The organism is Mycobacterium sp. C31M, from assembly GCF_053345865.1.
The window spans coordinates 317105-342429 of record NZ_JBKFAX010000001.1 but is presented as its reverse complement, the minus strand read 5'-3'; the positions used below and the strand labels follow the sequence as shown (position 1 = coordinate 342429).

At 66.5% G+C, this 25325-nt stretch carries 26 protein-coding genes; 16 read left to right on the top strand and 10 right to left on the bottom strand.

What is annotated here, in order from left to right; all coding sequences use genetic code 11:
• Positions 1–22 precede the first annotated feature (22 nt).
• Together ACLBYA_RS01590 and ACLBYA_RS01585 are read right to left on the bottom strand one after the other, a co-directional pair.
• Positions 23–421 carry a RidA family protein gene (locus ACLBYA_RS01590; protein WP_447707593.1) on the bottom strand — a complete coding sequence of 133 codons (399 nt, stop codon included), beginning with the start codon at positions 419–421 and terminating at the stop codon, positions 23–25.
• Positions 421–1023 (bottom strand): TetR/AcrR family transcriptional regulator, encoded by a 603-nt coding sequence (locus tag ACLBYA_RS01585; protein WP_447707592.1) that lies wholly within the window; start codon positions 1021–1023, stop codon positions 421–423. Before ACLBYA_RS01585 ends, ACLBYA_RS01590 begins: the two co-directional genes overlap by 1 nt.
• 24 nt (positions 1024–1047) lie before the next feature.
• Here ACLBYA_RS01585 and ACLBYA_RS01580 point away from each other — a divergent pair, with 24 nt between their 5' ends.
• The 3 genes from ACLBYA_RS01580 (at position 1048) to ACLBYA_RS01570 (ending at position 4179) form a co-directional block, all read left to right on the top strand.
• Positions 1048–1797, top strand: coding sequence for an SDR family NAD(P)-dependent oxidoreductase (locus ACLBYA_RS01580; protein ID WP_447707591.1), 750 nt, complete (start codon positions 1048–1050; stop codon positions 1795–1797).
• 22 nt (positions 1798–1819) lie between these two features.
• A complete protein-coding gene (locus ACLBYA_RS01575) occupies positions 1820–2335 on the top strand; it encodes a DoxX family protein (RefSeq protein ID WP_447707590.1) in 516 nt (171 codons plus the stop codon).
• A gap of 98 nt (positions 2336–2433) precedes the next feature.
• Positions 2434–4179 carry a DUF3556 domain-containing protein gene (locus tag ACLBYA_RS01570; RefSeq protein ID WP_447707589.1) on the top strand — a complete coding sequence of 582 codons (1746 nt, stop codon included), beginning with the start codon at positions 2434–2436 and terminating at the stop codon, positions 4177–4179.
• Here ACLBYA_RS01570 and ACLBYA_RS01565 read toward each other — a convergent pair.
• Positions 4154–4951 carry a FadR/GntR family transcriptional regulator gene (locus ACLBYA_RS01565; RefSeq protein WP_447707588.1) on the bottom strand — a complete coding sequence of 266 codons (798 nt, stop codon included), beginning with the start codon at positions 4949–4951 and terminating at the stop codon, positions 4154–4156. The two genes, ACLBYA_RS01570 and ACLBYA_RS01565, sit on opposite strands and share 26 nt — an antisense overlap.
• Before the next feature lie 237 nt (positions 4952–5188).
• Here ACLBYA_RS01565 and ACLBYA_RS01560 point away from each other — a divergent pair, with 237 nt between their 5' ends.
• From ACLBYA_RS01560 to ACLBYA_RS01550, 3 genes are read left to right on the top strand one after another with little or no spacing between them, the layout of a single operon-like run.
• Positions 5189–6349, top strand: coding sequence for a thiolase family protein (locus ACLBYA_RS01560; RefSeq protein ID WP_447707587.1), 1161 nt, complete (start codon positions 5189–5191; stop codon positions 6347–6349).
• A complete protein-coding gene (locus ACLBYA_RS01555; RefSeq protein ID WP_447707586.1) occupies positions 6346–7134 on the top strand; it encodes an enoyl-CoA hydratase-related protein in 789 nt (262 codons plus the stop codon). Before ACLBYA_RS01560 ends, ACLBYA_RS01555 begins: the two co-directional genes overlap by 4 nt.
• Before the next feature lie 11 nt (positions 7135–7145).
• Positions 7146–8288: an acyl-CoA dehydrogenase family protein gene (locus tag ACLBYA_RS01550; RefSeq protein WP_447707585.1), complete on the top strand. Its 1143-nt coding sequence runs from the start codon at positions 7146–7148 to the stop codon at positions 8286–8288.
• A gap of 92 nt (positions 8289–8380) precedes the next feature.
• Here ACLBYA_RS01550 and ACLBYA_RS01545 read toward each other — a convergent pair whose 3' ends face one another.
• Together ACLBYA_RS01545 and ACLBYA_RS01540 are read right to left on the bottom strand one after the other, a co-directional pair.
• Positions 8381–9142 (bottom strand): fasciclin domain-containing protein, encoded by a 762-nt coding sequence (locus tag ACLBYA_RS01545; RefSeq protein WP_447707584.1) that lies wholly within the window; start codon positions 9140–9142, stop codon positions 8381–8383.
• A 181-nt stretch (positions 9143–9323) separates the two neighbouring features.
• Complete coding sequence (locus ACLBYA_RS01540) at positions 9324–10571, bottom strand: MFS transporter (protein WP_447707583.1); 1248 nt, start codon at positions 10569–10571, stop codon at positions 9324–9326.
• Positions 10572–10653: 82 nt separating this feature from the next.
• On the opposite strand from ACLBYA_RS01540, the gene ACLBYA_RS01535 reads away from it, so the two are divergent.
• The 3 genes from ACLBYA_RS01535 to ACLBYA_RS01525 are packed head-to-tail and all read left to right on the top strand — an operon-like array spanning position 10654 to position 13456.
• Positions 10654–11610 carry a GlxA family transcriptional regulator gene (locus ACLBYA_RS01535; protein ID WP_447707582.1) on the top strand — a complete coding sequence of 319 codons (957 nt, stop codon included), beginning with the start codon at positions 10654–10656 and terminating at the stop codon, positions 11608–11610.
• Positions 11611–11666: 56 nt separating this feature from the next.
• Positions 11667–12779 (top strand): NAD(P)H-binding protein, encoded by a 1113-nt coding sequence (locus ACLBYA_RS01530; RefSeq protein WP_447707581.1) that lies wholly within the window; start codon positions 11667–11669, stop codon positions 12777–12779.
• Complete coding sequence (locus ACLBYA_RS01525) at positions 12776–13456, top strand: CPBP family intramembrane glutamic endopeptidase (RefSeq protein WP_447707580.1); 681 nt, start codon at positions 12776–12778, stop codon at positions 13454–13456. The genes ACLBYA_RS01530 and ACLBYA_RS01525 overlap by 4 nt, the downstream gene beginning before the upstream one ends.
• Before the next feature lie 55 nt (positions 13457–13511).
• On the opposite strand, the gene tet(V) is transcribed toward ACLBYA_RS01525, so the two are convergent.
• Positions 13512–14771 (bottom strand): tetracycline efflux MFS transporter Tet(V), encoded by a 1260-nt coding sequence (gene tet(V), locus ACLBYA_RS01520; protein WP_447707775.1) that lies wholly within the window; start codon positions 14769–14771, stop codon positions 13512–13514.
• A 48-nt stretch (positions 14772–14819) separates the two neighbouring features.
• A complete protein-coding gene (locus ACLBYA_RS01515; protein WP_447707579.1) occupies positions 14820–15614 on the bottom strand; it encodes an enoyl-CoA hydratase in 795 nt (264 codons plus the stop codon).
• 114 nt (positions 15615–15728) lie between these two features.
• Here ACLBYA_RS01515 and ACLBYA_RS01510 point away from each other — a divergent pair, with 114 nt between their 5' ends.
• The 3 genes from ACLBYA_RS01510 to ACLBYA_RS01500 are packed head-to-tail and all read left to right on the top strand — an operon-like array spanning position 15729 to position 18617.
• Positions 15729–16811 (top strand): CaiB/BaiF CoA transferase family protein, encoded by a 1083-nt coding sequence (locus ACLBYA_RS01510; protein ID WP_447707578.1) that lies wholly within the window; start codon positions 15729–15731, stop codon positions 16809–16811.
• Between the two features lie 26 nt (positions 16812–16837).
• Entirely contained in the window at positions 16838–17593 is a 756-nt protein-coding gene (locus ACLBYA_RS01505; RefSeq protein ID WP_447707577.1) for a 3-hydroxyacyl-CoA dehydrogenase, read from the top strand.
• 22 nt (positions 17594–17615) lie between these two features.
• Positions 17616–18617, top strand: a complete 1002-nt coding sequence (locus ACLBYA_RS01500; protein WP_447707576.1) for an NAD(P)H-dependent flavin oxidoreductase — start codon at positions 17616–17618, stop codon at positions 18615–18617.
• A gap of 191 nt (positions 18618–18808) precedes the next feature.
• On the opposite strand, the gene ACLBYA_RS01495 is transcribed toward ACLBYA_RS01500, so the two are convergent.
• A complete protein-coding gene (locus ACLBYA_RS01495) occupies positions 18809–18931 on the bottom strand; it encodes a hypothetical protein (RefSeq protein ID WP_090363461.1) in 123 nt (40 codons plus the stop codon).
• Positions 18932–19356: 425 nt separating this feature from the next.
• On the opposite strand from ACLBYA_RS01495, the gene ACLBYA_RS01490 reads away from it, so the two are divergent.
• Genes ACLBYA_RS01490 through ACLBYA_RS01480 form a run of 3 tightly spaced genes read left to right on the top strand, consistent with a single transcriptional unit; the run spans position 19357 to position 22932 of the window.
• The gene (locus ACLBYA_RS01490; RefSeq protein ID WP_447707575.1) at positions 19357–21627 is read left to right on the top strand and encodes an MMPL family transporter; all 2271 of its coding nucleotides are present in this window, start codon (positions 19357–19359) and stop codon (positions 21625–21627) included.
• A 1-nt stretch (position 21628) separates the two neighbouring features.
• Positions 21629–22306, top strand: a complete 678-nt coding sequence (locus ACLBYA_RS01485; protein ID WP_447707574.1) for a TetR/AcrR family transcriptional regulator — start codon at positions 21629–21631, stop codon at positions 22304–22306.
• Entirely contained in the window at positions 22303–22932 is a 630-nt protein-coding gene (locus ACLBYA_RS01480) for a class I SAM-dependent methyltransferase (RefSeq protein ID WP_447707573.1), read from the top strand. Before ACLBYA_RS01485 ends, ACLBYA_RS01480 begins: the two co-directional genes overlap by 4 nt.
• A gap of 5 nt (positions 22933–22937) precedes the next feature.
• Here the strand turns inward: ACLBYA_RS01480 and ACLBYA_RS01475 are convergent, their stop codons facing one another.
• Positions 22938–23651, bottom strand: a complete 714-nt coding sequence (locus tag ACLBYA_RS01475) for an NAD-dependent deacylase (RefSeq protein ID WP_447707572.1) — start codon at positions 23649–23651, stop codon at positions 22938–22940.
• A gap of 36 nt (positions 23652–23687) precedes the next feature.
• Between ACLBYA_RS01475 and ACLBYA_RS01470 the strand changes: the two genes are divergently transcribed.
• Positions 23688–24053 carry a GntR family transcriptional regulator gene (locus ACLBYA_RS01470; protein WP_447707774.1) on the top strand — a complete coding sequence of 122 codons (366 nt, stop codon included), beginning with the start codon at positions 23688–23690 and terminating at the stop codon, positions 24051–24053.
• On the opposite strand, the gene ACLBYA_RS01465 is transcribed toward ACLBYA_RS01470, so the two are convergent.
• On the bottom strand, positions 24050–25207 hold the full coding sequence (locus ACLBYA_RS01465; protein WP_447707571.1) for a heme-binding protein: 1158 nt from the start codon (positions 25205–25207) through the stop codon (positions 24050–24052). The genes ACLBYA_RS01470 and ACLBYA_RS01465 overlap by 4 nt on opposite strands.
• Positions 25208–25325 lie beyond the last annotated feature (118 nt).

Sequence of the window (25325 nt, the reverse complement as noted above, 5' to 3'; positions counted from 1 at the left end):
CTTCCTACGGGAACTCCACAAATCACAGGTGTGCGGTGGCGGTGAGCTCCAGAAGTTGCTGGGGGTGGATGAATCCCGCGCAGCCGATCCAGGTGCTGGTGGGCCGGTGTTCGCCGACCCAATCACGCAGCAGGGGCAGGCATCCCGACAGTGCCTGCAGATCGGTCGCGTAGATGGTCCAGGCCACCAAGCGGGTCCGGTCGGTGCCGGCGGCGATCAGCGAACGGTCCAGCACGTCGAGCACGAAGGCCAGCTGCTCGGCGAGGTCTGTACTCACCACGTCCAGTTCGGCGGTGAGCGGCGCGATCCCGGAGACGTACACGGTGGCCCCGGCGGTGACCGTCTGCGAGATGCCGAGATCGGCGAACAATTCGGGTGTCAGATAACCGATCTCGGGCGTCGACCGGATGATCTCGCCCATCAGCCGGCCCGCAGGTTCGCGATGCCGACGTCCAATGCCGCCTGAAGATACCCGATGTCGCCGGTCGCCACCAGGATCCCGACACCACCCTGGACGCCGGCCAGCAGCGCGGCCGCCGCGTGTGCCGCATCAATACGGGCATCGACCTTGCCTTGGCCCTGCATAGCCCGCACACCGGCGGTGAGCTCACCATGCCAGCGGCGCAGCAAGGTGTCGGTGACGGCCTGCGCGCCCGGGGTGCTGCGCCCGATCTCGGACATCAAGGTGCTCAGCGGGCAGCTCTGGCCCTGTCGGCGATACCGGTCGATCACCGCGTCCCGCCAGCGCTGCCAGGCCGCCCAGGAGGTGAGCGCGCCCAGATGGGGCTGCTGATCGGCCAGCACCTGGTCGGCCTCATGACGGGCCACCTCCAGCAACAGTTGTTCCTTCCCGCCGGGGAAGTAGTGGAACAGCTGGCTCTTGGACGTGGTGGTGCGGGCCCGGATGTCATCGAGGGTGGTGGCCGCGATGCCGCGGTCGCGGATCTCGGCGGCGGCGCCCTCGACGATGCGCTGTCGGGTGGCCGCGCCCTTGCGGGTCAATTTTTGGACTTGCAGGTCCATTTTTATCGGCCTACATATGGACTCATGAGTCCAAAGAGTACGCGGTTTGCAGGCCGCACAGCACTGGTCACCGGATCCACCGGCGGTCTCGGTGTCGCCATCGCCCATGCGTTGGCCGCCGAGAGCGCGCACGTCATCGTCACCGGTCGAAGCGCCGAACGCGGTGAAGCCGTCGTTGCGGATATCGCCACCGCCGGTGGCAGCGCCGTCTTCATCGCGGCCGACCTGGGTGCCGGGGAGGGTGCCGTGCGCGCCATGGCCGCGGCGGCGGGCCCGGTCGACATCCTGGTCAACAACGCCGGCATCTGGTCCACTCCGGAACCCACTGCCGACATCTCCGAAGAGACACTGCTCGAGTCCTATCAGGCCAACGTCATCGCGCCCTTCCTGCTGGCCGGGGCACTGGCCCCGGGCATGGCCGACCGGGGGCGCGGAGCCATCGTGAACATCGGGTCCATCACCGGACTGATCGGCGGTGACAAATCGGCGCTGTACAACTCCACCAAGGCCGCGGTGCACTCGCTGACCAAATCCTGGGCCGCCGAGTACGGCCCCTTCGGGGTCCGCGTCAACGCCGTCGCGCCCGGCCCGATCGCCACCGAACGCGCCGCCGAGTCCGCCGACCACGTCGCTCCCGTGCTGGCCCGCATCCCGTCCCGACGCATGAGCACCCCCGAAGAGGTGGCCGCCGCCGTCGTCTTCCTGGCGGGTGATGACGCCGCCAATATCCATGGTGCGGTGCTCAGCGTGGACGGGGGGTGGGCGGCGACATGACATATGGCCTAAGTTCTGTCACGTGGCTGATCCTTCTCAAGATATTGCGCTCCTCATCCTGCGGGTCGTCCTCGGCCTGACCATGGCCGCTCACGGCTACAACAAGTTCTTCGGTGGCGGGCGCATCCCCGGCACCGCGGGCTGGTTCGACAGCATCGGCATGAAGCCCGGCCTGTTCCACGCCCGGGTGGCGGCCAGCACCGAGATCGCCGCCGGCCTGGGCCTGGCCCTCGGCCTGCTGACCCCGGTCCCGGCCGCCGGATTCGTCGCGCTCATGCTGGTGGCCGCCTGGACGGTGCACCGGCACAACGGTTTCTTCATCGTCAAGGAGGGCTGGGAGTACAACCTGGTGCTAGCCGTCGCCGCGGTGGCCATCGCCGGCACCGGCCCGGGCCGCTACAGCCTGGATCACCTGCTGTTCCCCGATGTCACCTGGCTGTCGGGCTGGTGCGGTCTGGCCATCGCGGTCGGTCTGGGTCTGGCCGGCGGCATCGGCCAGCTGGTCATCTTCTTCCGGCCGCCCGCCAAGACCTCGTAGTTCGGCGAGCAGACGCAAAACTGCAGATTTCGACGTAAATCCGGCAGTTTTGCGTCTGTTCGCGCAAGGGGAGTTAGAACACGTTCTAGTCTGATCGGATGGGATTCCTCAAGCAGAACACTCCCGTGATCGATTTCGAGGAGTGGAGCAAGGGCACCCGCGCCGAGCGGATCCGGCCGATGGCGCGGCACTGGGCCGAGGTCGGCTTCGGCACCCCGGTCGCGCTGCACCTGTTCTACGTCCTCAAGATCCTCGCCTACATCGTGGTGGCCTGGGTGCTGGTGCTCGCCACCACCGACGGCCTCGGCGGGTTCACCGACGTCGGCGCCTGGTACGCCGAGCCGATCCTCTATCAGAAGGTCGTCTTTTACACGATGCTGTTCGAGGTCGTCGGCCTCGGCTGCGGGTTCGGGCCACTGAACAACCGGTTCTTCCCGCCGATGGGTTCCATCCTGTACTGGTTGCGGCCCAAGACGATTCGGCTGCCACCCTGGCCCAACCGGATCCCGCTGACCAAGGGAGACACCCGCGGGCCGGTTGACGTCGCGCTCTACGGCGCGCTGCTGGTGATGCTCGTCATCGCCCTGTTCTCCCAGGGCACCGGCCCCATCCCCGAACTGGGCACCGACGTCGGCGTCCTGCCGGTCTGGCAGACCGCGACCATCCTGGCCCTGTTGGCATTGGCCGGCCTGCGCGACAAGGTCATCTTCTTGGCGGCCCGCGGCGAGGTCTACGGTTCGCTGGCGTTCTGCTTTCTGTTCAGCGGCGCCGACATCGTCATCGCCGCCAAACTGGTGTGCCTGGTCATCTGGTTGGGCGCGGCGACCTCAAAGCTGAACAAGCACTTCCCGTTCGTCATCTCCACGATGATGAGCAACAACCCGATCTTCCGATCACCCGCGATCAAACGGAAGTTCTTCGAGCACTTCCCCGAGGACCTGCGGCCCGGATGGCGGTCCCGCTTCATCGGGCACTTCTCCACCGCCGTCGAGGGATTGGTGCCGCTGGTGTTGTTCTTCAGCCACGGCGGCACGGTCGGTGCCATCGCCGCGTTCATCATGCTGGTGTTCCACTTCGGTATCCTGAGCTCCATCCCGATGGGTGTGCCGCTGGAGTGGAACGTCTTCATGATGTTCAGCGTGTTGACGCTGTTCGTCGGGCAGGCCCAGATCGGTCTGGCTGATCTCAACAGCCCGTGGCCGCTGCTGTTGTTCGCCGTCGTCGCAGGCACTGTCGTGCTGGGAAACCTGTTCCCGCGCAAGGTGTCCTTCCTGCCCGGCATGCGCTACTACGCGGGTAACTGGGACACCTCGCTGTGGTGCATCAAACCGTCGGCGGACGCGAAGATCGCCGCGGGTGTCGTCGCGATCGCTAGCATGCCCGCCGCCCAGCTGGAGAAGTTCTACGGCAGCAAGGAGGCCGCGCAGATCCCGATGTACATGGGCTACGCCTTCCGCTCCTTCAACACCCACGGTCGCGCGCTGTTCACCCTCGCGCACCGCGCGATGGCCGGGTGCAACGAGGACGGCTACACGCTGACCGACGGCGAGCGCATCGTGTCCACCGCGATCGGCTGGAACTTCGGCGACGGGCACATGAGCAACGAGCAGTTGGTCGCGGCGCTGCAGTCGCGCTGTCATTTCGAGCCGGGTGAGGTGCGCATCGTCATGCTCGACGCGCAGCCCATCCACCGACAGACCCAGCAGTACCGCCTCGTCGACGCGGCCACCGGCGAGTTCGAGCGGGGTTACGTCAAGGTCGCCGACATGGTGACCCGCCAGCCCTGGGATGACACGGTCCCGGTGTACGACGTGGTCGCTAACCCATCACGTCGCGCACCTTGACCGACTCCATACCCTTCAGCAGCAGTTCGCGGGCGGTGTCCAGATGCCGGCGCCAGTGTGCCTCGGCGGCCTCGCCGTCACCCGAGCGCATCAGCGTCATCAGCCGGCGGTAGGAGCGCATCAGCAGGTCGTAGTCCGACTTGGACAACGGCCGGTTCTCCTTCATGGCGAAGGCTGTGTGGCGCACCGTGATCTCATGCAGCATTCCGGCCATGATCGTCAGCGTCGCGTTGCCGGACAGCTCCACGACGCGTTGATGGAAGTCGCCGGTGGTCTCGGCCATCCGGCCGGTCCCCCGGCCCGAGGGGACATGCTCGGCGATCATCGTGTCGAGCTCGTCGAACGCCTCGGTACTGCCCGACTCGGTGAGCAGCCGCACGGCCATCGGCTCGATCCCGGCGCGGGCAGTCATCACATCGGCGATGGTCGCGCCGGACAATTCCAGCAGCAGGCCGGCCGGGCGGGCCACGATCTCCGGGCCGGGCACGCGGACCCGGGCACCGGTGCGCGACCCGCGGCGCACCTCGACCAGTCGCTCGGACTCCAGCACCCGGACCGCCTCGCGCAGCGTCGGCCGGCTGACCCCGAAGTGCGCCATCAGCTCGGCCTCGTTGGGCAGGAAGTCACCCTCTTTGAGCTGGCCGTCGACGACCATCCGGCGCAGGGTGCCGGCCACCAGTTCGGCGGTCTTGGGGGAGCGGATGGGCGCACCGGCCACCGAGGGCACGGCATTGCGGCCGATCATCGGTGAGAGCGGGGTGCTGCCGGCCACGGTGGGGCTCCTCGAAGACTGAACGGTGAACAGGTATTCAACTCAGTAAACCATGTTGGCAAACCGCTGGTCTGCATCTGTGTCGACGAAACCCGCGTACCCGGGGCTATCCGTGCCGCGCGAACCCCGGGTACGCGAGTTTCGCCCACCATCTACCAACCAGTAGGTTGACCTAGTAAACCTTCTGCTCTACCTTCACCTATATATAGCCCCAAACGACCTTTGAAGGAGAAGTTCATGGCTGAAGCGGTCATCGTCGAGGCAGTTCGCTCACCAGTCGGCAAGCGCAACGGAGCACTGTCCGGTGTGCACCCGTCCGAGCTGTCCGCCCAGGTGCTCAACGGCCTGGTGCAGCGCGCCGGGATCGATCCCGCGCTCGTCGACGATGTCATCTGGGGCTGTGTCGGGCAGGTCGGCGAACAGACCATGGATATCGCCCGCACCGCCGCGCTGACGGCGGGCTGGCCCGAGACGGTCACCGGTGTCACGATCGATCGCCAGTGCGGCTCCAGCCAGCAGGCTCTGCACTTCGCGGTGGCCGGTGTCGTCGCGGGTCATTACGACGCCGTCGTGGCCGGTGGGGTCGAGAGCATGTCGCGGGTTCCGATGGGAGCCTCGGTGTCCACCGGCGGGAACCCGTTCCCCGGGGAGTTCCTGGCCCGCTACGACAACACGGTGCCCAACCAGGGTATCGGCGCCGAGATGATCGCCTCGCAGTGGGGTCTGTCGCGTACCGAACTTGACGAGTTCTCCCTATACTCGCACGAAAAGGCAGCTGCTGCACAGGATTCCGGCGTGTTCAAGGACCAGATCGTGGGAATCAATGTCGCCGACGCAGACGGCAACAAGGCCACGGTTCTCGAAGACGGCGGTATCCGCCGCGGCGGCACGGTCGAGTCCATGGCCGGTATCAAGCCCGCCTTCAAGGAGGACGGCGTGATCCACGCCGGTAACTCCAGCCAGATCTCCGACGGTTCGGCTGCGCTGCTGATCACCTCGGCCGAGAAGGCAAAAGAACTGGGCCTCAAGCCCATTGCGAAGGTGCACACCGCGGTGCTCGCCGGTGCCGACCCGGTCATCATGCTGACCGCGCCGATCCCGGCCACCCAGAAGGCGCTGGCCAAATCCGGTCTGAGCGTCGACCAGATCGGTGTATTCGAGGTCAACGAGGCGTTCGCCCCGGTTCCGATGGCCTGGCTCAAGGATATCGGTGCCGACGAGAGCAAGCTGAACCCGAACGGGGGCGCCATCGCGCTGGGCCATCCGCTTGGTGGCTCCGGCGCCCGCATCCTGACCACGCTGCTATATCACATGCGGGACAACAACATCCAGTACGGTCTGCAGACCATGTGCGAGGGCGGCGGCCAGGCGAACGCGACCATCCTCGAGTTGCTGTGACCGAGCCGGGTGCGCTGGTAGAGCAGCGCGGAAATGTCCAGATCATCACGATCAACCGGCCAGACGCCCGCAACGCCGTCAACGCGGCAGTGTCCATTGCGGTCGGTGACGCGATGGCCGCCGCCCAGGACAACCCGGAGGTGCGGGCCGTCATCCTCACCGGTGCGGGCGACAAATCATTTTGTGCCGGTGCGGATCTCAAGGCGATTTCTCGTGGGGAAAGTGTCTTCCACCCCGATCACCCGGAGTGGAACTTCGCCGGGTATGCGCGTCATTTCATCGACAAGCCCACCATCGCGGCGGTCAACGGTACCGCCCTGGGTGGTGGTACCGAGCTGGCTCTGGCCAGCGACTTGATCGTCGCCGAGGAAAGCGCCAAATTTGGTCTGCCCGAGGTGAAGCGGGGTCTGATCGCCGGTGCCGGTGGGGTTTTCCGCATCGTCGAGCAACTACCGAAGAAGGTGGCGTTGCAACTCGTGTTGACCGGGGAACCGCTCTCGTCGGCCGACGCACTCAGGTGGGGCCTGATCAACCAGGTCGTGCCCGACGGCACGGTGCTGGATGCGGCTCTGGCGCTGGCCGAACGGATCACGGTGAACGCACCGCTGGCGGTGAGTGCCAGCAAACGGGTGTCCTATGGCGCCATCGACGGCATCGTCGCCGCCGACGAACCGTTCTGGAAGCAGACCTTCGGCGAGTTCGCGACCCTGCTCAAGACCGAGGATGCACAAGAAGGACCGTTGGCCTTCGCGCAGAAGCGCGAGCCGGTATGGAAGGCTAGGTAAGCGAAAGAATCATGAAACGACTGGTATTCGAGTCTGAGCACGAGCAGTTCCGGGAGACTGCAAGGCAGTTCCTGGAGAAGGAATGTCTGCCCAATGTCGAGAAGTGGGAAGCGAACCGCCTCGTCGACCGCGAAGCCTATGTGGCGGCGGGCAATTACGGGCTGATCGGGTTCAACATGCCCGAGGAGTACGGCGGCGGAGGGGTTGACGACTTCCGGTTCAACGCCGTCATCGCCGAGGAGATCGCCAGGTTCGGCCAGGCCGCTCCCTTTCTGGGCCTGCAGAACGATATCGTCGGGCCGTATTTCCGGTCGCTGTCCACCGATGAGCAGAAGGAACGCTGGCTGCCCGGCTACACCAGTGGCGAGCTGATCGGCGCGATCGCGATGACTGAGCCCGGCGCCGGAAGCGACCTCGCGGGTCTCCGCACCACCGCGGTCCGCGACGGCGACGACTGGATCATCAACGGCTCCAAGACCTTCATCTCGGCCGGTATCAACTCCGACCTGGTGATCGTGGTGGCCCGCACCGATCCGGAGGCCGGCCACAAGGGTTTCTCGCTGCTGGTGGTGGAGCGCGATATGGAGGGTTTCACCCGCGGACGCAAGCTCGACAAGATGGGCCAGCATGCCGCCGACACCTCCGAGCTCAACTTCGAGAATGTGCGGGTGCCGTCGACCAACCTGCTCGGTACCGAGGGTCATGGCTTCTACCACCTGATGAAGAACCTCCCCTCCGAACGGCTTTCGATCGCCATCGCCGGTGTCGCCGGGGCGCGGGCCACATTCGACGAGACCCTGCAGTACGTCAAGGACCGCAAGGCCTTCGGACAGCCGATCGGAAGCTTCCAGCACAGCCGCTTCGTGATGGCCGAGCTGGAGACCGAGCTGGATATCGCCGAGCAGTATGTGGACCGGTGCCTGCGCGCCGTCGTCGACGGGGAACTGACCGCCGTCGAGGCGGCCAAGGCCAAGTGGTGGTGCACCGAGCTCGGCAAGAAGGTCATCGACGCCTGCCTGCAGTTGCACGGCGGCTACGGCTACATGAACGAATACCGTGTCGCCAAGGACTACGTCGATGTGCGCATCCAGACGATCTACGGTGGCACCACCGAGATCATGAAGGAGATCATCGGCCGCGACTTAGGCCTGTAGTCGGCACCGCCGACGTGGCCAGTAAGCCCGACAAGAACGGCGCCCATCCTCGGGGGAGGTGGGCGCCGTTTCTGTGTCCAGCGGGTGAAGACCTAGCCGGTCGAGGTCTCGGTGACCGTCACGGTCACCGGGGTCTCGGCGGCACCGGACTCCGGCGCGGGCGTCTCGGCAGCCGAGGTGGTGGTCTCCGGGGCCGAGGTGGACGTGGTGGTGGTCTCGGTGGCCGACGTGCCGGTCGGCGTGATGCTCGCGGGAGCGGTCGCCGGGTCCAGCACGGTGTCGATGATGTACACGCGCATGTGATCGGCACCGACCCCGCCGCAGGTCACCTTGGCCTGATCGTTGACCGTCAGGTCGCTCTCGCCACCCTTGACGACGACGGGCTTGCCCTGCTGGGTGTAGATGATGCCCTCGATGTCCTTGGGGCCCAGGATGCCGAGCGCCATGTGGTAGTACACGGCGGCGGTGGCGGCGACCGGATCGGTCTTCAGCGTCTCGAGCTGCTCTGGGGTCAGCTTGGCGAAGGCCTCGTTCGACGGCGCGAACACGATGTAGGGACCGTTGTCGAGCACAGCGGCGACGTTCACGGCTGGGTTCAGCTGTCCGGACACCAACTGGCTGAACGTCGAGATCTCCGGGATGCTCGCCAGCGCGGTGGAGGACTGGGCCTTGGACAGCACGGCCAGCGAGGTCGGTCCGTCCTTGACCGGGTCGCACTGCGGTCCCTTGGGTTCGGGGATCACCATGTTCGGGGTGGTCGGTTCCTCGGCCTGGGCCGTGACTGCGGTCCCCGCGAAGACGATGGCCGCCGATGCGACCGCGACGCCGAAGAGTTTGCCGGTGCGAGCGTGCACGTGTTTTTCCTCCGCTCAAGACAGGGTGTCTGATTCCCTGGGATGTCGGCGCGCATCAGCTGAAACTCTGCAATCTCCAGCGTTGCTCACCGTCAGCTAACTTATGTTGACGAGCCTCGGCGTCCCCGCAGCGCCGGTTGAATCGTATGCGGCACCGCCGGTCAGGCCAAATGCGCAGACATCACTGTGACGGGCGGCGCACTCCGGCGCACAGCAGGGTGGCAACGAAACACAACCCTGCCGCCAGGTAAAACGCCAGGTCGTACCCACCCTGCAGGTCGCGGATCCAGCCGGCGCCGGCCGCTGCGAGCGCGGCACCCAGCTGATGCGCCGCGAACACCCACCCGAACACGATCGGCGCGCGGGTGCCGAAGAAATCGCGGCACAACACGATTGTCGGCGGCACGGTCGCCACCCAGTCCAGCCCATAGAAGATGACGAACACCCAGGTACTGGGTTCGGCATGCGGGGAGAGCAGCGAGGGCAGCAGCATCAGCGACAGACCCCGGCCGGCGTAGTAGATGCACAGCAGGATCCGTGGGTCGACCCGGTCGGTCAGCCACCCGGAGAAGATGGTGCCGACGACGTCGAGCACGCCGATGGTGGCCAGCAGCCCGGCCGCCAGGGTGGTCGGCATGCCGTGATCGTGGGCGGCCGGGATGAAATGGGTGCCGATCAGTCCGTTGGTGGTCATCCCGCAGATCGCGAAGCTGGCCGCCAACAGCCAGAACGCCCGCGATCGCAGCCCGATCCGCAGCCCCTCGAAGGCGGCGCTGAAGGTGCCGGTTGGTAGCACGGCGGGTTCTTCGGTGGTGGCCCCGTAGGCGGTCAGGCCGATGTCCTGCGGCCGGTTGCGCATGAACAGCGCGACCAGCGGCACCACCGCCAGTGCGGCCACGGCCACGATCACCGATGCCCACCGCCAGCCGTGCGTGGTGGTCACCTGGGCCACCACCGGCAGGAAGATCAGCTGCCCGGTCGCGCTGGCCGCCGTCAGCACCCCGGTCACCAGTCCGCGCTTCTCGTCGAACCACCGAGTGGCCACCGTCGCGACGAACCCCATCGAGATGGCGCCGGTGCCGATGCCGACCAGCACACCCCACAGCAGCACCAACTGCCAGCCCGCGGTCATCGTGATGCTCAGCGCGGAACCGGCCGCGATGAGGGTGAGGGCGGCCGACAGCACCGGTCGCACCCCGAACCGGTCCATCAGCGCGGCCGCGAACGGGGCGGTGACGCCGAACAGCGTCATGTTGACCGACATGGCGAGCCCGATCGTGCCGTGGCTCCAGCCGAACTCCTCGTGCAGCGGAACCATGAACACGCCGGGCACGGAGCGGAAGGCGGCAGAGGCCAGCAGCGCGACGAAGCTGACGCCGGCCACCACCCAGGCCCAGTGCACCCGGCCGGGCGCGCGCAGAACTGTCATGCGTCGACTCTGACGGGCCGAACCGCCCCCAAACCAGTGGCATAAATGACATCAGTCATCAAAAACATGCCAAACTGGTGGCATGCATCAGGTCGCCGTGCTGCTGTTGCCGCCGGTGGTGGGGTTCGACGCCACCATCGCGCCGACCCTGTTCGGCAGCGCCGTCGGTCCCGACGGTGCGCCCTTGTATGAGGTCACCACCTGTGCGGCTGTCCCCGGCCCGGTGCAGGCCACCAACGGTTTCGCGCTGCTGCCGACCGCGGGTCCCGAGGCGCTGACCGCCGCCGACACCGTCGTCATCCCCGGCACCCGGTATACGCCGGCGCGGGTGGACGGTGTGCTGGAACCCGAGGTGCAGGCGGCGTTCGCGGCGATCAGGCCCGGTACCCGCCTGGTGTCGATCTGCACCGGTGCCTTCGTACTGGCCGCGGCCGGGTTGCTCGACGGACGGCCCGCGACCACCCACTGGCGGTTTGCCGACGCGCTGCGCGATCTCTACCCGACGGTCCGCGTCGACGAGAACGTGTTGTTCGTCGACGACGGCGAGGTGCTCACCTCGGCGGGGTTGGCTGCCGGGATCGACCTGTGCCTGCACATCATCCGCTCCGACCACGGCGTGCAGGTGGCCAATGATGTCGCTCGCTACTGCGTGGTGCCACCGTGGCGGGAGGGCGGGCAGGCGCAGTTCATCGACCGCCACGTCCCGGTCGCCGACGAGGCGTCCACTGCGGCCACCCGGCAATGGGTACTCGATCACCTGAACGAGGAACTGACGGTCGTGGCGCTGGCCCGGCACGCACACATGAGCCCGCGCACCTTCAACCGCCGTTTCCGCGCGGAAACCGGTGAGGCACCGGCGAGTTGGATCCGCAACCGGCGCCTCGACCATGCCCGGGAACTGCTCGAATCGCACGATCTGCCGATCGACGAGGTCGCACGCCGCGCCGGACTGGGTACCGGCGGCAATCTGCGGCACCATCTGCGACGCGGGGTGGGGATGTCACCGTCGAGCTATCGCAAGGTGTATCAGGGGGCCTGAGAGAGTTGCGTCGCTAACCGGCATAACTTCGCCACCTCGTGGGTACGTTGGGGCGTATGCGGATCTTGATGACCGGTGCGTCCGGCTACATCGGGTCCCGGCTGGTCTCCGAACTGCTGAACGCGGGCCACGACGTGGTGGTCACCAGCCGGAACCCGGAACGGTTGGCCGCCTACGGCTGGTTCGACGACGTCTCGGTGGTGCCGCTGGATGCCCGCGAAAAGGCATCGACGGCACAGGCTTTCGCCACCGCAGGGCAGATCGACGCGGTCTACTATCTGGTGCACGGTATCGGCGACCCCGGTTTCCGGGAGGCCGACAACCGGGCCGCGGCCAATGTCGCCGAAACAGCCAAGGATGGCGGGGTGCGACGCATCGTCTACCTGGGCGGTTTCGTCCCGGGCGGTGACGACCTGTCCGAGCACCTCGCCGGGCGCGCCGAGGTCGCCGAAGCGCTGACGGTCACCGGTGGTGCCGAGGTGGTGTGGCTCGGTGCGGCCCTGATCTTCGGTGCTGGATCGACATCCTTCGAGATCCTGCGGTACGTGAGCGATCGATTCCCGGTACTGCCGATCCCCAGTTGGATGAGCAACCCGATCGACCCGATCTCGATCCGCGATGTGCTCTATTACCTTGTCGTCGCTGGTGACCCGGACTGGGTGCCGGCCGGCGCCTATGACATCTGCGGTCCGGAAACCACCACCTACCGGAAACTGCTGGCCAGTTACGCACGGCTGTCCGGTAATTGGCAGGTGGAGGTGCCGGTCGGACCGGTCCCGACCGGACTGGCCTCCAAGGTTTCGTCGCTGGCGCTGCCCGTGCCGGGTGGTCTGACCGCGGATCTAACTGCCTCCCTTGACTATCCGATGATCGCCAGTGGTGCCGGCCTGCGTGACCTGGTGGCCGACCCGCCCGGCGGGCTGCTCGGTGTCGACGAATCGATCCGCCGCGCGCTGGGCAGGCACCGGCGCCGCCCGGTCAACGATCTGGCCGACCCGCACCATCTTGCCGATACCGATCCCGATTGGGCCGGTGGTGATACCGCGCGCATCCGACAGTTGACGCCGCGGATCGCCCGGCCCGCGCTCGGTGTGCTCGCACCCCTGCCGGGCCCGGTGACCGCGACCCTGCGCACCGGGCTGGACACATTGGTGGCGCTCACGCCATGAACCTGCAGCTGTTTCGCACCCGCGCTGAAGGTGTCGAGGAAACACCGAAGGTGGTGCTGCGCCGACGTGTGACGGTTGCCGTGGTGCTGGTTATCGGCGCTGTGCTGCTCGGCTTTTCCCTCACCCGTGAGCCGGGGGAGCCAGCCTTCTACATCCTGACCCTTGTGATGGCCGCGGTGTGGGTCGGGGGTGCCTTCACCTCCGGCCCCCTGCGGGTGGGCAGCGTGCCGTTCCGGGGACGCGACCACAACCCGGCGCTGCTCGGAATCGCGGTCGGGGCGGCGGTCGGTGCGGCCTTCGTCGTGGGCGGTCTGGTGGCCCGCGAGATCCCGGGGATACGTGAATACATCACCGACGTCTTGGTTTTCGCCAACCAGGGCGCGTTGTGGCTGGTGGTGTTCATCACCGTGGTCAACGGTGTCGCCGAGGAGTTGTTCTTCCGCGGCGCGCTCTACACCGCGTTGGGCACCTACTACCCGGTGGTCGTCTCGACGGCCATCTACGTCATCTCCACTCTGGCTTCGGGTAACCCGATGCTGGGGTTCGCCGCGGTGCTGCTCGGCAGCGTCTGCGCGATCGAGCGCCGGATGACCGGAGGGGTGTTGGCGCCGGTGCTGACCCACTTCTGCTGGGGACTGGTGATGGTGCTGGCGCTGCCTCCGATATTCGGGGTGTGATCCCTGGGGATTTCGGCGCGCTTGCATACGGTCGCCGTACGAAAACGCGCCGAAATCACGACGTGTCGAGCGGGTGCGCGATCTCGTCGCGGTCCATCCGCGCCAGCAGGTAGGCCGCCGCGCCGAGCAGGACGGGGCCCAATCCGGCGGCCAGGTAGATGGTCTCGATGGAGATCACCTTCGACAACGGCCCCACCACCGCCATCGATATCGGCATGAACACCAGGGACACGAAGAAGTCCAGACTGGATACCCGGCCGAGCATCTCCGGCGGTACCCGCCGTTGCAGCAGCGTGTCCCAGATGACCATCGCGGCGCCGCTGGTCATGCCGACGACAAACGACGCGACGGCCATGATCAGGAACGAGGTGGTGTAGCCGATCGCGATGAGCGGCAGATTGCCCACGGTCCAGCACACCATCATCACCGTCAGATAGCGCCGCGGCAGCCGCAGTGAGGAGACCGCCAACGCGCCGACCGCGCTGCCGAGGCCGAACGCGGCCAGCACGAATCCGAAGATCAGTTCGCCGTGGTCGAAGCGGGCGTTGGTGATGAACGGCAACAGGACCTCGATCGGTCCCATGATGAGCATGACGAATCCGCTGGCGAACAGCAGGGTGGCCAGCAGCCAGGGGGTGCGCGCCATGAACAGGAACCCGTCGCGCAGATCCGCCAGCACGTGCGTCTTTTCGTGGGATTCGGTGACCGGAGGTGCCACCGGCCGGGTGGCGATCAGCAGGGCGAGTCCGACACCGTAGAGCGCAGCGCACAGGACGGCGCCGACGGTGGGGAAGGTGGCTCCGATCAGCAGGCCGGCCACGGCGGGACCGACGGCCTGCTGCAGCGTCGGGCGCATGACACCCTCGATCCCGTTGGCCGCCAACAGTTGTTCCGGCGGAAGCAGGCGGGGCAGGATGGCACTGTAGGCGGGAAAGAAGAACGCCGCGGCGATACCGAGGGCCGCCGACGCGACAGCCATATGCCACAACCGCAGCGCATCGAGGACACCGAGCACCGCGACAGCGGTCACCGCGACGGTGTTGACCGACTCGACCAGGATGATGATGCGGCGCTGCGGGAACCGGTCGGCGGCGATACCGCCGACCAGTACGAAGGTGACCAGGCCGGCGGCCAGGCAGGTGGCGACCAGCGACAGCGCCGCCGGATCGTTGCTGAGGGCGATGACCTGCAGGGCCATCACCACCGTCCACATGCCGGTGGCGAAGATCGAGCACGCGACGGCGGCGATCAGCAGGCGGTAGTCACGCACCTTGAAGGGTGCGAGTACCCGCCAGCCGGCACCCTCCAATTGCATACTCACGCAATCGATGGTCGCCGATCGGCGGCGTTCAGTCCAACGGTTTTACGAGTCGGCGAAGGTGGCCTGTCGGCCTTCCTGGAAGGCCTTGGTGCCCTCGGCGAAGTCCTTGGAGGCCAGCAGGATCCGCTGCCCCTTGCGTTCGCGCTCCAGCGCCGCCTCAAGTTCGGTCAGGGTGGCATCGTTGATGGCCTGCTTGGTCTTGCGCAGCGCGACGGCCGGTCCACCGGACAGGGTGGTGATCACCTTGGCCACGGCGCCGTCCATATCCTCGGGCGCGTGCACCGAGGTGACCAGACCCCAGTCGTAGGCCTCGGTGGCGGTGATCCGCTCGGCCAGCAGGGCCATGCGCTGCGCGCGGATCCGGCCGACCGCGGCGGCGATCAGGGCCGAGGCGCCGCCGTCGGGCATGAGCCCGATCTTGGTGAACGCCAACATGAAAAACGCCTTCTCCGAGGCGATGACGACATCGGCGGCGATGGCCAGCGACACCCCGACACCGGCGGCCGGGCCCTGCACCACCGAGACGACCGGCTTGGGCAGCGCGACGATGGCCCGCACCGCGCGGTTGGCGGCGTCGAGCACCACCTCGGGGCCGTTGGCGGATTTGGCCGACAAGTCCTCGGCGCTGATCCCGGCGCCGGAACTGAAGCCGCGGCCCGCGCCGGCCAGTTTCACGACGCGGACTTCCGCATCCTTGGCGGCCTCCTCGAGAGCCTCGGCGATACCGGTGAGCATGCCCTCCGACAGCGAGTTCAGCGTCTCCGGGCGGTTGAGGGTCACTGACAGCACGCCATCGGCAAGGTCAACGGTCAGCTGATCGGTGCTGCTATACGTCATGGGTACGCCCTCAGGTATGGCGGACGGAGTTGCCCGCGGCCGGTCGACTTGGTTATACAAGTAAGCTATGTCGGCGGTCAACTACTCAGTACTCAACGACGAAGGACGGTAGGCATGGCGGGACCACTGCACGGTTTGCGAGTTGTCGAGTTGGCCGGTCTCGGCCCGGCTCCGCACGCGTCGATGATTCTGGGCGATCTGGGTGCGGACGTCGTGCGGGTGGACCGCCCGACGGCCAAACCCGTGGCGTCCAAGGACTCCACCGTGCGCAACCGACGCAGCGTCACCGCCGATCTGAAATCCGAGGAGGGCCGCAAGTTCATCCTCGACCTGGTGGCCAAAGCCGATGTGTTCATCGAGGGATTCCGGCCGGGGGTGACCGAACGGCTGGGGCTGGGACCCGAGGACTGCGCCGAGGTCAACGAGAAGTTGATCTACGCCCGGATGACCGGCTGGGGCCAGGACGGCCCGCGCGCGTTGCAGGCTGGCCACGACATCAACTACATCTCGCTCAACGGCGTGCTGCACGCGGTCGGGCGCAAGGGTGACAAGCCGGTGCCGCCGCTGAATCTGGCCGGCGACTTCGGCGGCGGGTCGATGTTCCTGCTGCTGGGCATCCTGTCGGCGCTGTGGGAGCGGCAGACCTCGGGCAGGGGCCAGGTGGTCGACGCGGCGATGATCGACGGGTCCAGCGTGCTGATCCAGATGATGTGGGGTTTCCGTGCCCAGGGTCTCTGGACCGACGAACGCGGTACCAACATGCTCGACACCGGTGCGCCGTACTACGACACCTACGAGACGGCCGACGGCAAGTACTTCGCGGTCGGCGCGATCGAACCGCAGTTCTACGCCCAGCTGCTGGCTGGTCTGAATCTGGACCCGGCCACGCTGCCCGACCAGAACGACACCGCCCGGTGGGAGGAACTGCGCGCCACGTTCACGGCGGTGTTCAAGACCAAGAGCCGCGACGAGTGGACGGCGGTGTTCGACGGCACCGATGCCTGCGCGACACCGGTGCTGGCCTTCGGTGAGGTGCTCGATGAACCGCATGTCACCGCCCGCTCCACCTTCTACGAGACCCCGAACGGCCTGCAGCCGATGCCGGCGCCGCGGTTTTCGCGCACCCAGCCCGATGTGCCGACCGCTCCGGTGGTGGTCGGCTCCGACAACGACACCATCCTCAAGGACTGGACCTAAACCCCTTCAACAAAGGAGCACTACTCGTGGAAATCAAGGATTCGGTAGCGATCGTCACCGGTGGGGCCTCCGGGCTCGGCCTGGCCACCACCAAGCGACTGCTCGACGCGGGAGCGTCGGTCGTCGTCATCGACCTCAAGGGTGAGGAGGCCGTCGCCGAACTGGGTGAGCGCGCCAAGTTCGTCGCCGCCAACGTCACCGACGAGGAGTCGGTCGCCAAGGCTCTCGACGTCGCCGAGTCGCTGGGCCCGGTGCGCATCAACGTCAACTGCGCCGGCATCGGTAACGCCATCAAGACCCTCGGCAAGGAAGGCCCGTTCCCGCTGGACGGTTTCCGCAAGGTCGTCGAGGTCAACCTGATCGGCACCTTCAACGTGCTGCGGCTGGCCGCCGAGCGGATCGCCAAGACCGAGCCGCTGGCGGGTGAGGAGCGTGGCGTCATCATCAACACTGCCTCGGTCGCCGCGTTCGACGGGCAGATCGGCCAGGCCGCCTACTCGGCGTCCAAGGGCGGCGTCGTCGGCCTGACCCTGCCGGTCGCGCGTGACCTGTCGCGCAGCCTGATCCGCGTCTGCACCATCGCGCCGGGCCTGTTCAAGACCCCGCTGCTCGGTTCGTTGCCCGAGGAGGCGCAGAAGTCCCTCGGTCAGCAGGTGCCGCACCCGGCGCGACTGGGTGACCCGGACGAGTACGGCGCGCTGGCCGTGCATATCGTGGAAAACCCGATGCTCAACGGTGAGGTCATCCGCCTGGATGGCGCCATCCGTATGGCTCCCCGCTAGTCCGGTAAGTCAGGAGAAATACATGGCTCTGGTAACCAAGTTCACCGAGGCCTTCGGTGTCGAGCACCCCATCGCCCAGGGCGGTATGCAGTGGGTGGGTCGCGCTGAGCTGGTCGCGGCGGTCGCGAACGCGGGTGGGCTGGGTTTCATCACCGCGCTGACCCAGCCGACCCCGGCCGATCTTGCCAATGAGATCGCCCGGACCCGGGAACTGACCGACAAGCCGTTCGGGGTGAACCTGACGATCCTGCCGTCGATCAACCCGCCGCCGTATGACGAGTACCGCCAGGTGATCGTCGACTCCGGCATCAAGATCGTCGAGACGGCCGGCTCCAACCCCGGCCCGCACCTGCCGATGTTCCACGACAACGGCATCAAGGTGCTGCACAAGTGCACCTCGGTGCGTCACGCCGTGAAGGCGCAGACCCTGGGTGTGGACGGCATCAGCATCGACGGTTTTGAATGCGCCGGGCATCCCGGTGAGGACGATGTGCCGGGCCTGGTGCTGATTCCGGCCGCCGCCAAGGAGATCGAGATCCCGATGATCGCCTCGGGTGGTTTCGGCGACGCGCGTGGTCTGGTGGCGGCGTTGGCGCTGGGTGCGGACGGGATCAACATGGGCACTCGGTTCATGTGCACCGTGGAGTCCTGCATCCACCAGAACGTCAAGGATGCGATCGTCGAGGGCAATGAGCGTGGCACGGAGCTGATCTTCCGCAGCCTGCACAACACCGCGCGGGTGGCGTCCAACGTCGTCTCGCGTGAGGTGGTGCAGATCCTCAAGGACGGCGGTCAGTTCGAGGACGTCAAGGATCTGGTGGCCGGTGTGCGCGGCCGTCGGGTGTTCGACGAGGGTGACGTCGACGCCGGTATCTGGACCGTGGGCACCGTGATGGGCCTGATCCACGACATCCCGACCTGCGATGAGCTGATCAGCCGCATCGTGGATGAGGCCGAGGACATCATCACCGCGCGTCTGGGCGACATGGTCAACCTGGACGAGCCGGAGCAGGCCACCGCTTAGTTCGCAGACCCGCGAGATTGCGGTTATCGAGGAGTCCACTCGTCGGACGTTCGGTCCATAGCCGCAATCTCGCGGCATCGGCGGGCCGGCACCCCTGAAACACAAAAGACCGCCCGGTCGAACCGTGAGGTTCGGTCGGGCGGTCTTTTTGGTACCTGACGTCTCCGGATGGGCCGCGTCAGGCCTCGCTGTCAGACTGCGGCAGCGAGATCTGGGAACTGCTCGGAGGTGTCACCCTCGACCAGGACGTCCCCGTGGTACAGGGCGTCAAAATCAACCTTGATGACATCGGCACTGGTGTCGTCGATCCACATGGCACAAAGCTTATGACCGGTGTCTAAGGGTTCATTGAGGCCAGATTCGGAAATTCTTGGCAATTCTTACCGCCGGGTAGGTTGACGCTGCTGGCAGTTTCTAAACCTCGAGTTTTGTTGACCGGAAAATAGCTATTGAACTGTGTGTCTGCCATGCTTCGCCGTTCTAAACATCGGATTCCGGCGTTTGCCGGAACCGTGGGTTTCGGCAGGTGTCTCAGCAAATCCTTACTCGCGAGTAGGTCTGACTGTCCGTGGAGCTGTGACGCACGTTACTTTTGGTAACTGATGGGTCTGGAGTGACTCGAGGCGCGGGCCGTGAACCGCGTGGTCGGTTGCCTCGTGTCCACGGCGTCGACCCCGGTTGGCGATTCTGACTTATCGTTGTTAACTTAACGACGATAGTGAAATCGGGAGGGAATCACGTGCTGAATCGAGTCGGGTCGCTCACGATGGCCGCGCCGCGCCGGGTGTTGGCCATCGCCGCCCTGGTGTTGGTGGCCGCGGCGATCTTCGGCGTACCCGTCGCCAAGACACTGTCCGCGGGCGGATTCCAGGACCCGACCTCGGAATCGTCGGCGGCCACCGCGCTGCTCACCGAGAAGTTCGACCAGGGCGATATGCAGTTGCTGTTCACCGTGAGCTCGCCCGAGGGCGCCCGGAGCCCTGCCGCCACCGCGACTGCCCGCGAGATCGTCGACCGGCTGGACCGCTCACCGCATGTCGCCCAGGTGACCTCGGCGTGGACGGCCCCGCCCGGAGCCGCCGCCGAGCTGCTCAGCAAGGATCAGACCGCCGGCCTTATCGTCGCCGGGATCACCGGCGGCGAGAACGATGCGCAGAAGTACGCCAAGGCGCTCTCCGGCGAGCTCGCCCACGACCGGCCCGGTGTCACCGTGCGCTCCGGCGGAACCGCGATGGTCTACGCCCAGATCAACGCGCAGACCGAAAAAGACCTGCTGCGGATGGAGGCCATCGCCATCCCGCTGAGCTTCCTGGTGCTGGTGTGGGTGTTCGGCGGGCTGGTGGCCGCCGCGCTACCGATGTTCGTCGGCGTCTTCGCCATCGTCGGCTCGATGTCGGTACTGCGCCTGATCGCCTTCACCACCGACGTGTCGATCTTCGCGCTGAACCTGTCCATCGCGATGGGCCTGGCGTTGGCCATCGACTACACGCTGCTGATCATCAGCCGCTACCGCGACGAGCTCGCCGACGGTGTCCCGCGCGACCACGCCCTGGCCCGCACCATGGTCACCGCCGGCCGCACCGTCGTGTTCTCGGCGACGACGGTCGCGCTGTCGATGGCCGCGATGCTGATCTTCCCGATGTACTTCCTGAAGTCCTTCGCCTACGCCGGTGTCGCCACCGTCGCCTTCGCCGCCCTCGCGGCCATCGTCATCACCCCGGCCGCTATTTGGGCGCTCGGGGACCGCCTGGACGCGCTCAACGTGTTCCGTCGCGATCGCGGGCCCCGACCCGTCACACAACAGTTCTGGTACCGCTGGACCCACGGTGTGATGCGCCGGGCCATCCCACTCGGGGTGACCGTCGTGCTTCTGCTGCTGGTGCTCGGCGCGCCCTTCCTCGGCGTGCGATGGGGATTCCCCGACGACCGGGTATTACCGGCGTCGGCGTCGGCGCACCAGGTCGGCGATCAACTGCGCGACGATTTTGTCGACAACTCGGCCACCGCCGTCACCGCGGTCATCCCCGACGCCGACGGCCTGAGCCCCGACGACATCGAGCGTTATGCCGCCGCGCTCTCGCGGGTGCCGGACGTAGCGTCAGTGTCCAGCCCGACGGGCGGGTTTGTCGACGGCCAGAAGATCGGGCCCCCGGTGGCGGTCACCGGAATGGCCGAGGGCAGCGCATTCCTCACCGTCGCCAGCACCGCGCCCCTGTTCTCGGATGCCTCGGAGAATCAGCTCGACGCGCTCCATGCGGTTCCCGGGCCGGGCGGCAAACCCGTGCAGCTGACCGGTATCACGCAGATCAACCGGGACAGTGTCACCGCGATCACCGACCGGTTGCCGTGGGTGCTCGGCCTGATCGCGGTGATCACCTTCGGGCTGCTGTTCCTGCTGACCGGCAGTGTGGTGTTGCCCCTCAAAGCCATTGTGCTGAACGTGCTTTCGCTCACCGCCGCGTTCGGGGCACTGGTCTGGATATTCCAGGACGGCCACCTCTCGGCATTCGGCACCACCCCGACCGGCACCCTGGTCGCCAATATGCCGGTGCTGCTGTTCTGCATCGCCTTCGGCCTGTCGATGGATTACGAGGTCTTCCTGCTGGCCCGGATCCGGGAGAACTGGCTGACCCTCGGCGACCAGGGGGCCGGGCACCGCCGCGGGACTGGATCGTCGGCTCGCGCCGACAATGACGAGGCCGTGGCCCTCGGCCTGGCGCGCACCGGACGTGTCATCACCGCGGCCGCGCTGGTCATGTCCATCTCGTTCGCCGCCCTGATCGCCGCCGAGGTGTCGTTCATGCGGATGTTCGGGGTCGGGTTGACGCTGGCGGTCTTGGTCGATGCCACCCTGGTGCGGATGGTGCTGGTGCCGGCCTTCATGCATGTACTCGGCGGCTGGAACTGGTGGGCGCCCAAGCCGCTGGTCGCGCTGCACGACCGGATCGGGATCAGCGAATCGGGCGAACCTGAGCCGAGGACTCCGGTGTCGGTGGCGGACACTGATTGATGTGTCCACACCTCTGAGACGTCGCCGCGCCGCCCGTGGGTCCGGGGACCAGCTGCGCGACGAGATCCTGGACGCCACCACCGAGCTGTTGTTGGAGACCGGGCATGCCAAGGCGGTGTCGATCCGCGCCGTCGCCCAGCGCGTCGGCGTCACGTCTCCGTCGATCTACCTGCATTTCGCCGACAAGGACGCGCTGCTGGACGCGGTCTGCGCCCGCTATTTCGAGAAGCTCGACCAGGAGATGCAGCGGGTGGCGCAGAGTCAGACGTCCACCATCGAGGTGCTGCGCGCCCAGGGACTGGCCTATGTGCGGTTCGCCCGGCAGACTCCGGAGCTCTATCGCATCGCGACGATGTCCGAGGGCAGCCCGGGCAGCGATGTCGACGTCACACTGGCCAGTTCGGCCTTTGTGCACATGCGCACTTCGGTGGAGGCGCTGATGGCCGAAGGCATTTATCCGCAGGGTGATTCGACGACGGCGGCGCTCGAGCTGTGGACGGCGGTGCACGGGGTCGCCGCCCTGCTGATCGCCAAACCGTATCTGCCGTGGGGTGATGTCGAGGAGTTCGCCGGCCGGGTGCTCAACGCGGTCTGTTGCGGACGGATCGTCTATGGCATCGTGGGTGCCGACGCCACTCCGGAAGAGACCATCGCGAAACTGGAGACGCTGAAGTCATGACTGATCTGGTCGACAATCCGTTCTTCGCCCGGCTGTGGACCGTGCTGTCCGGTCACGAACCCGAGTCCCTGCGCCGATTGCGGACCGAGAACCTGTCGGCGCTGACGGGCCGGGTGCTCGAAGTCGGTGCCGGCACCGGCACCAATTTTGCGCATTACCCGGACACCGTCACCGAGGTGATCGCCCTGGAGCCGGAGCGCCGACTGGCCGAGGTGGCCCGTGAGGCCGCCGCCACCGCGCCGGTCCCGGTGATCGTCAGTACCGCGACCATCGAGCAGTTCACGGCTGACGCCGAGTTCGACGCGGTGGTGTGCTCGCTGGTGCTGTGCTCGGTCGATGATCCGGACAGTGTTCTGCGCCAGCTGGTTTCGGTTCTCCGTCCGGGTGGCGAGCTGCGCTATCTGGAGCATGTCGCGGGCACCGGGCCGCGGGCGGTGCTGCAGCGGGCCGCCGACGCGACGGTCTGGCCGCGGCTGCTGGGCAACTGTCACACCCACCGCAACACCGAGGCGGCGATCGCCGGCGCCGGGTTCACGGTGGCCGGTTCGCGGCGGCAGCAGACCTTCCCGGCGTGGGTGCCGGTGCCGGTGTCGGAGTTCGCGATAGGTCGGGCGGTACGCGGGTAGGCGGCTCAGCCGATGAGTTCCGGCAGCCGCTGCAGCAGGGTGGGCAGCGCGGTGGCCGAGTTCTCCCGCACCACTGCCGTGCAGGCCGCCGACAGCGGGGTGGGCTGCGGATTGACCTCGATGACCGGGATTCCGTTGGCCACCGCCGCCTCGGGCAGACCCGCGGCCGGGTAGACCACCGAGGAGGTGCCGACCACGATCACCACATCGGCCTTGGCGACGGCCTGCACCGAGCTGTCCCAGGCGTCATCGGGTAGTCCCTCGCCGAACCACACCACATTGGGCCGGATCAGTCCGCCACAGGTGCAGTGCGGCGGGTCTACGACCTCGACCGGGTCCGGCATCGCGGGAAGCTCGCCGGTGAACGGTGAACCACAACGATCACAACGGAATTCGAACAGACTGCCGTGCAGGTGGTAGACCCGCGTGCTGCCCGCGCGTTCGTGCAGATTGTCCACGTTCTGGGTGACGACGTGCACCTCGGCGTAGTCCTCCCAGGCCGCCACCGCGAGATGTCCGGCGTTGGGGTCCACGGCGCGCATCATGTAGTGCCGCCACAGATACCACGCCCACACCCGTTCCGGGTGTCGTTCCCAGCCCTCGCTGCTGGAGATCTCATACGGGTCCACATGCGCCCACAAACCCGTCTCGACGTCGCGAAACGTCGGCACGCCGCTCTCGGCGGACATGCCCGCTCCACTCAGCACCGTCACTCGCACCTCACCAAACTAGCGTGTGTGCGCGATACTGTGCTGGTGGGAGGTCTGGGGGAGTGGGTACGGCTGGAGTCGGATGCTGCCGCGCCGCTGTTCGACCAATTGCGCACCCAGATCATCGATGGTGTCCGGGACGGGCGACTGGCACCGGGCACCCGGTTGCCCACCGTGCGCGAACTGGCCGGCCAGCTGGGGCTGGCGGTGAACACGGTGGCACGGGCATACCGTGAACTCGAAGCTGCCGGTGTCCTCGAAACCCGGGGCCGCTTCGGCACATTCGTCGCCCGGGTGGACCCGGCCGACAATGCCATGGCCGCCGCGGCCCACGCCTTCGCCGAGGTGGCCCGGACGCTGGGCTTGGGCAAGGCCGAGGCGTTGCGTTATCTGGACGCCGTATTCGACTAGATCGCCGGGTTGGACGGCGGTGGCGCCACCTTCTCCATCATGTTGATCGACACGTGCGGCCACCGGATCAATCCCGGTTTGGAGTCGAAGCGTGGGAAGAAGTCCAGATTGATGAACTGTGAGTAGGCGAGTATCAGGCGATTTCCCGCCATGCCGCCCGGTGCCGGTTCGTCGAGTTCCATCAACCAGAACGTCGAGCGCATCTGGGAGGCATCAGCCTGCCGTTTGATGAAAGGCACATTGAGAATGCCGGCCTCGGCCACCTCGGTATCGAAGTCCAGCACGGTGGTCCGCAGCACGTTGTCGGGAACGCCTTGCTGCAGAAGGCGATTGGCGTTGGACGGGCTGAACAGGCCATCGAACGGCGCATCCACAAAATGCTTGTAGGGGAAAAGGTAGCGATTGCGTGGTGTGGGACTGGTGGCGTCCGCCTCGTCCACCGCCGTGACGATGTTGGTGGTGACCCCCTCGGGGAAGGCGCTCAGGTTCGGGATCGTCGGCGGCCCGGTGATCACCGGTTTGTCGACGCCGAGAGCATTGACCGAGTTGCCATGCGGAATCGAGCCCAGGCGACAGATGTCGAAGCCCTCGACGACCTGAACCTGCATGTACAGAAACAGTCCCGGCTCGTGGTGGATCGGTAGACCTTTGGGTCCGGCGTCACCGCTCTTGGGGATGTCTTCGGCCTTGATCTGCCTGATCGTCTGTTCGTAGTCCAGGGCGGCCACCAGTTGATCGGCACGTTTGGTGCGGTCCTGATTGATACCCCGGTTGGGGACGTCGTCATCGACGGTCGAGAAGACCAGTTCCTCGTTGTACCGGTTCATCAGCACCCGGTAGTTGGGCACCTCGCCGGCGCGGAAGGGCGGGATCGCCTTCTCGGACGCGAACGGCAACGCGATGATGTTCCAACCGCGGCCGGCCAACGGTGAGGCGGTGGGATCGTCGGGGTCGTCACCGGGTCGGATGTTGGCCCATTTCCCCGGTAGCTGGGCGAGCGGTCCCAGGCTGGGTTCGAAGGGTTTTGCGTCGCGGATGACACGATCTTCCTTGGCGCGGTAGTCGACAACCCCGAGTGCGCCGGCCCGTTTGGCCGATTCCTCACGCAATGTGAACAATTTGTTCCAGGTGTCATCGTCAAATTCTTCGGACATGAATTCCCCCTGCTGGATTTCTGCACGCGAAACAAAGCGATCGCGTGGTGTGACGTAACGAGCCCCCCTCGTCATGTCGAAGTTTCACACCGTCGGGACGTCAAGTCAACGAACTATT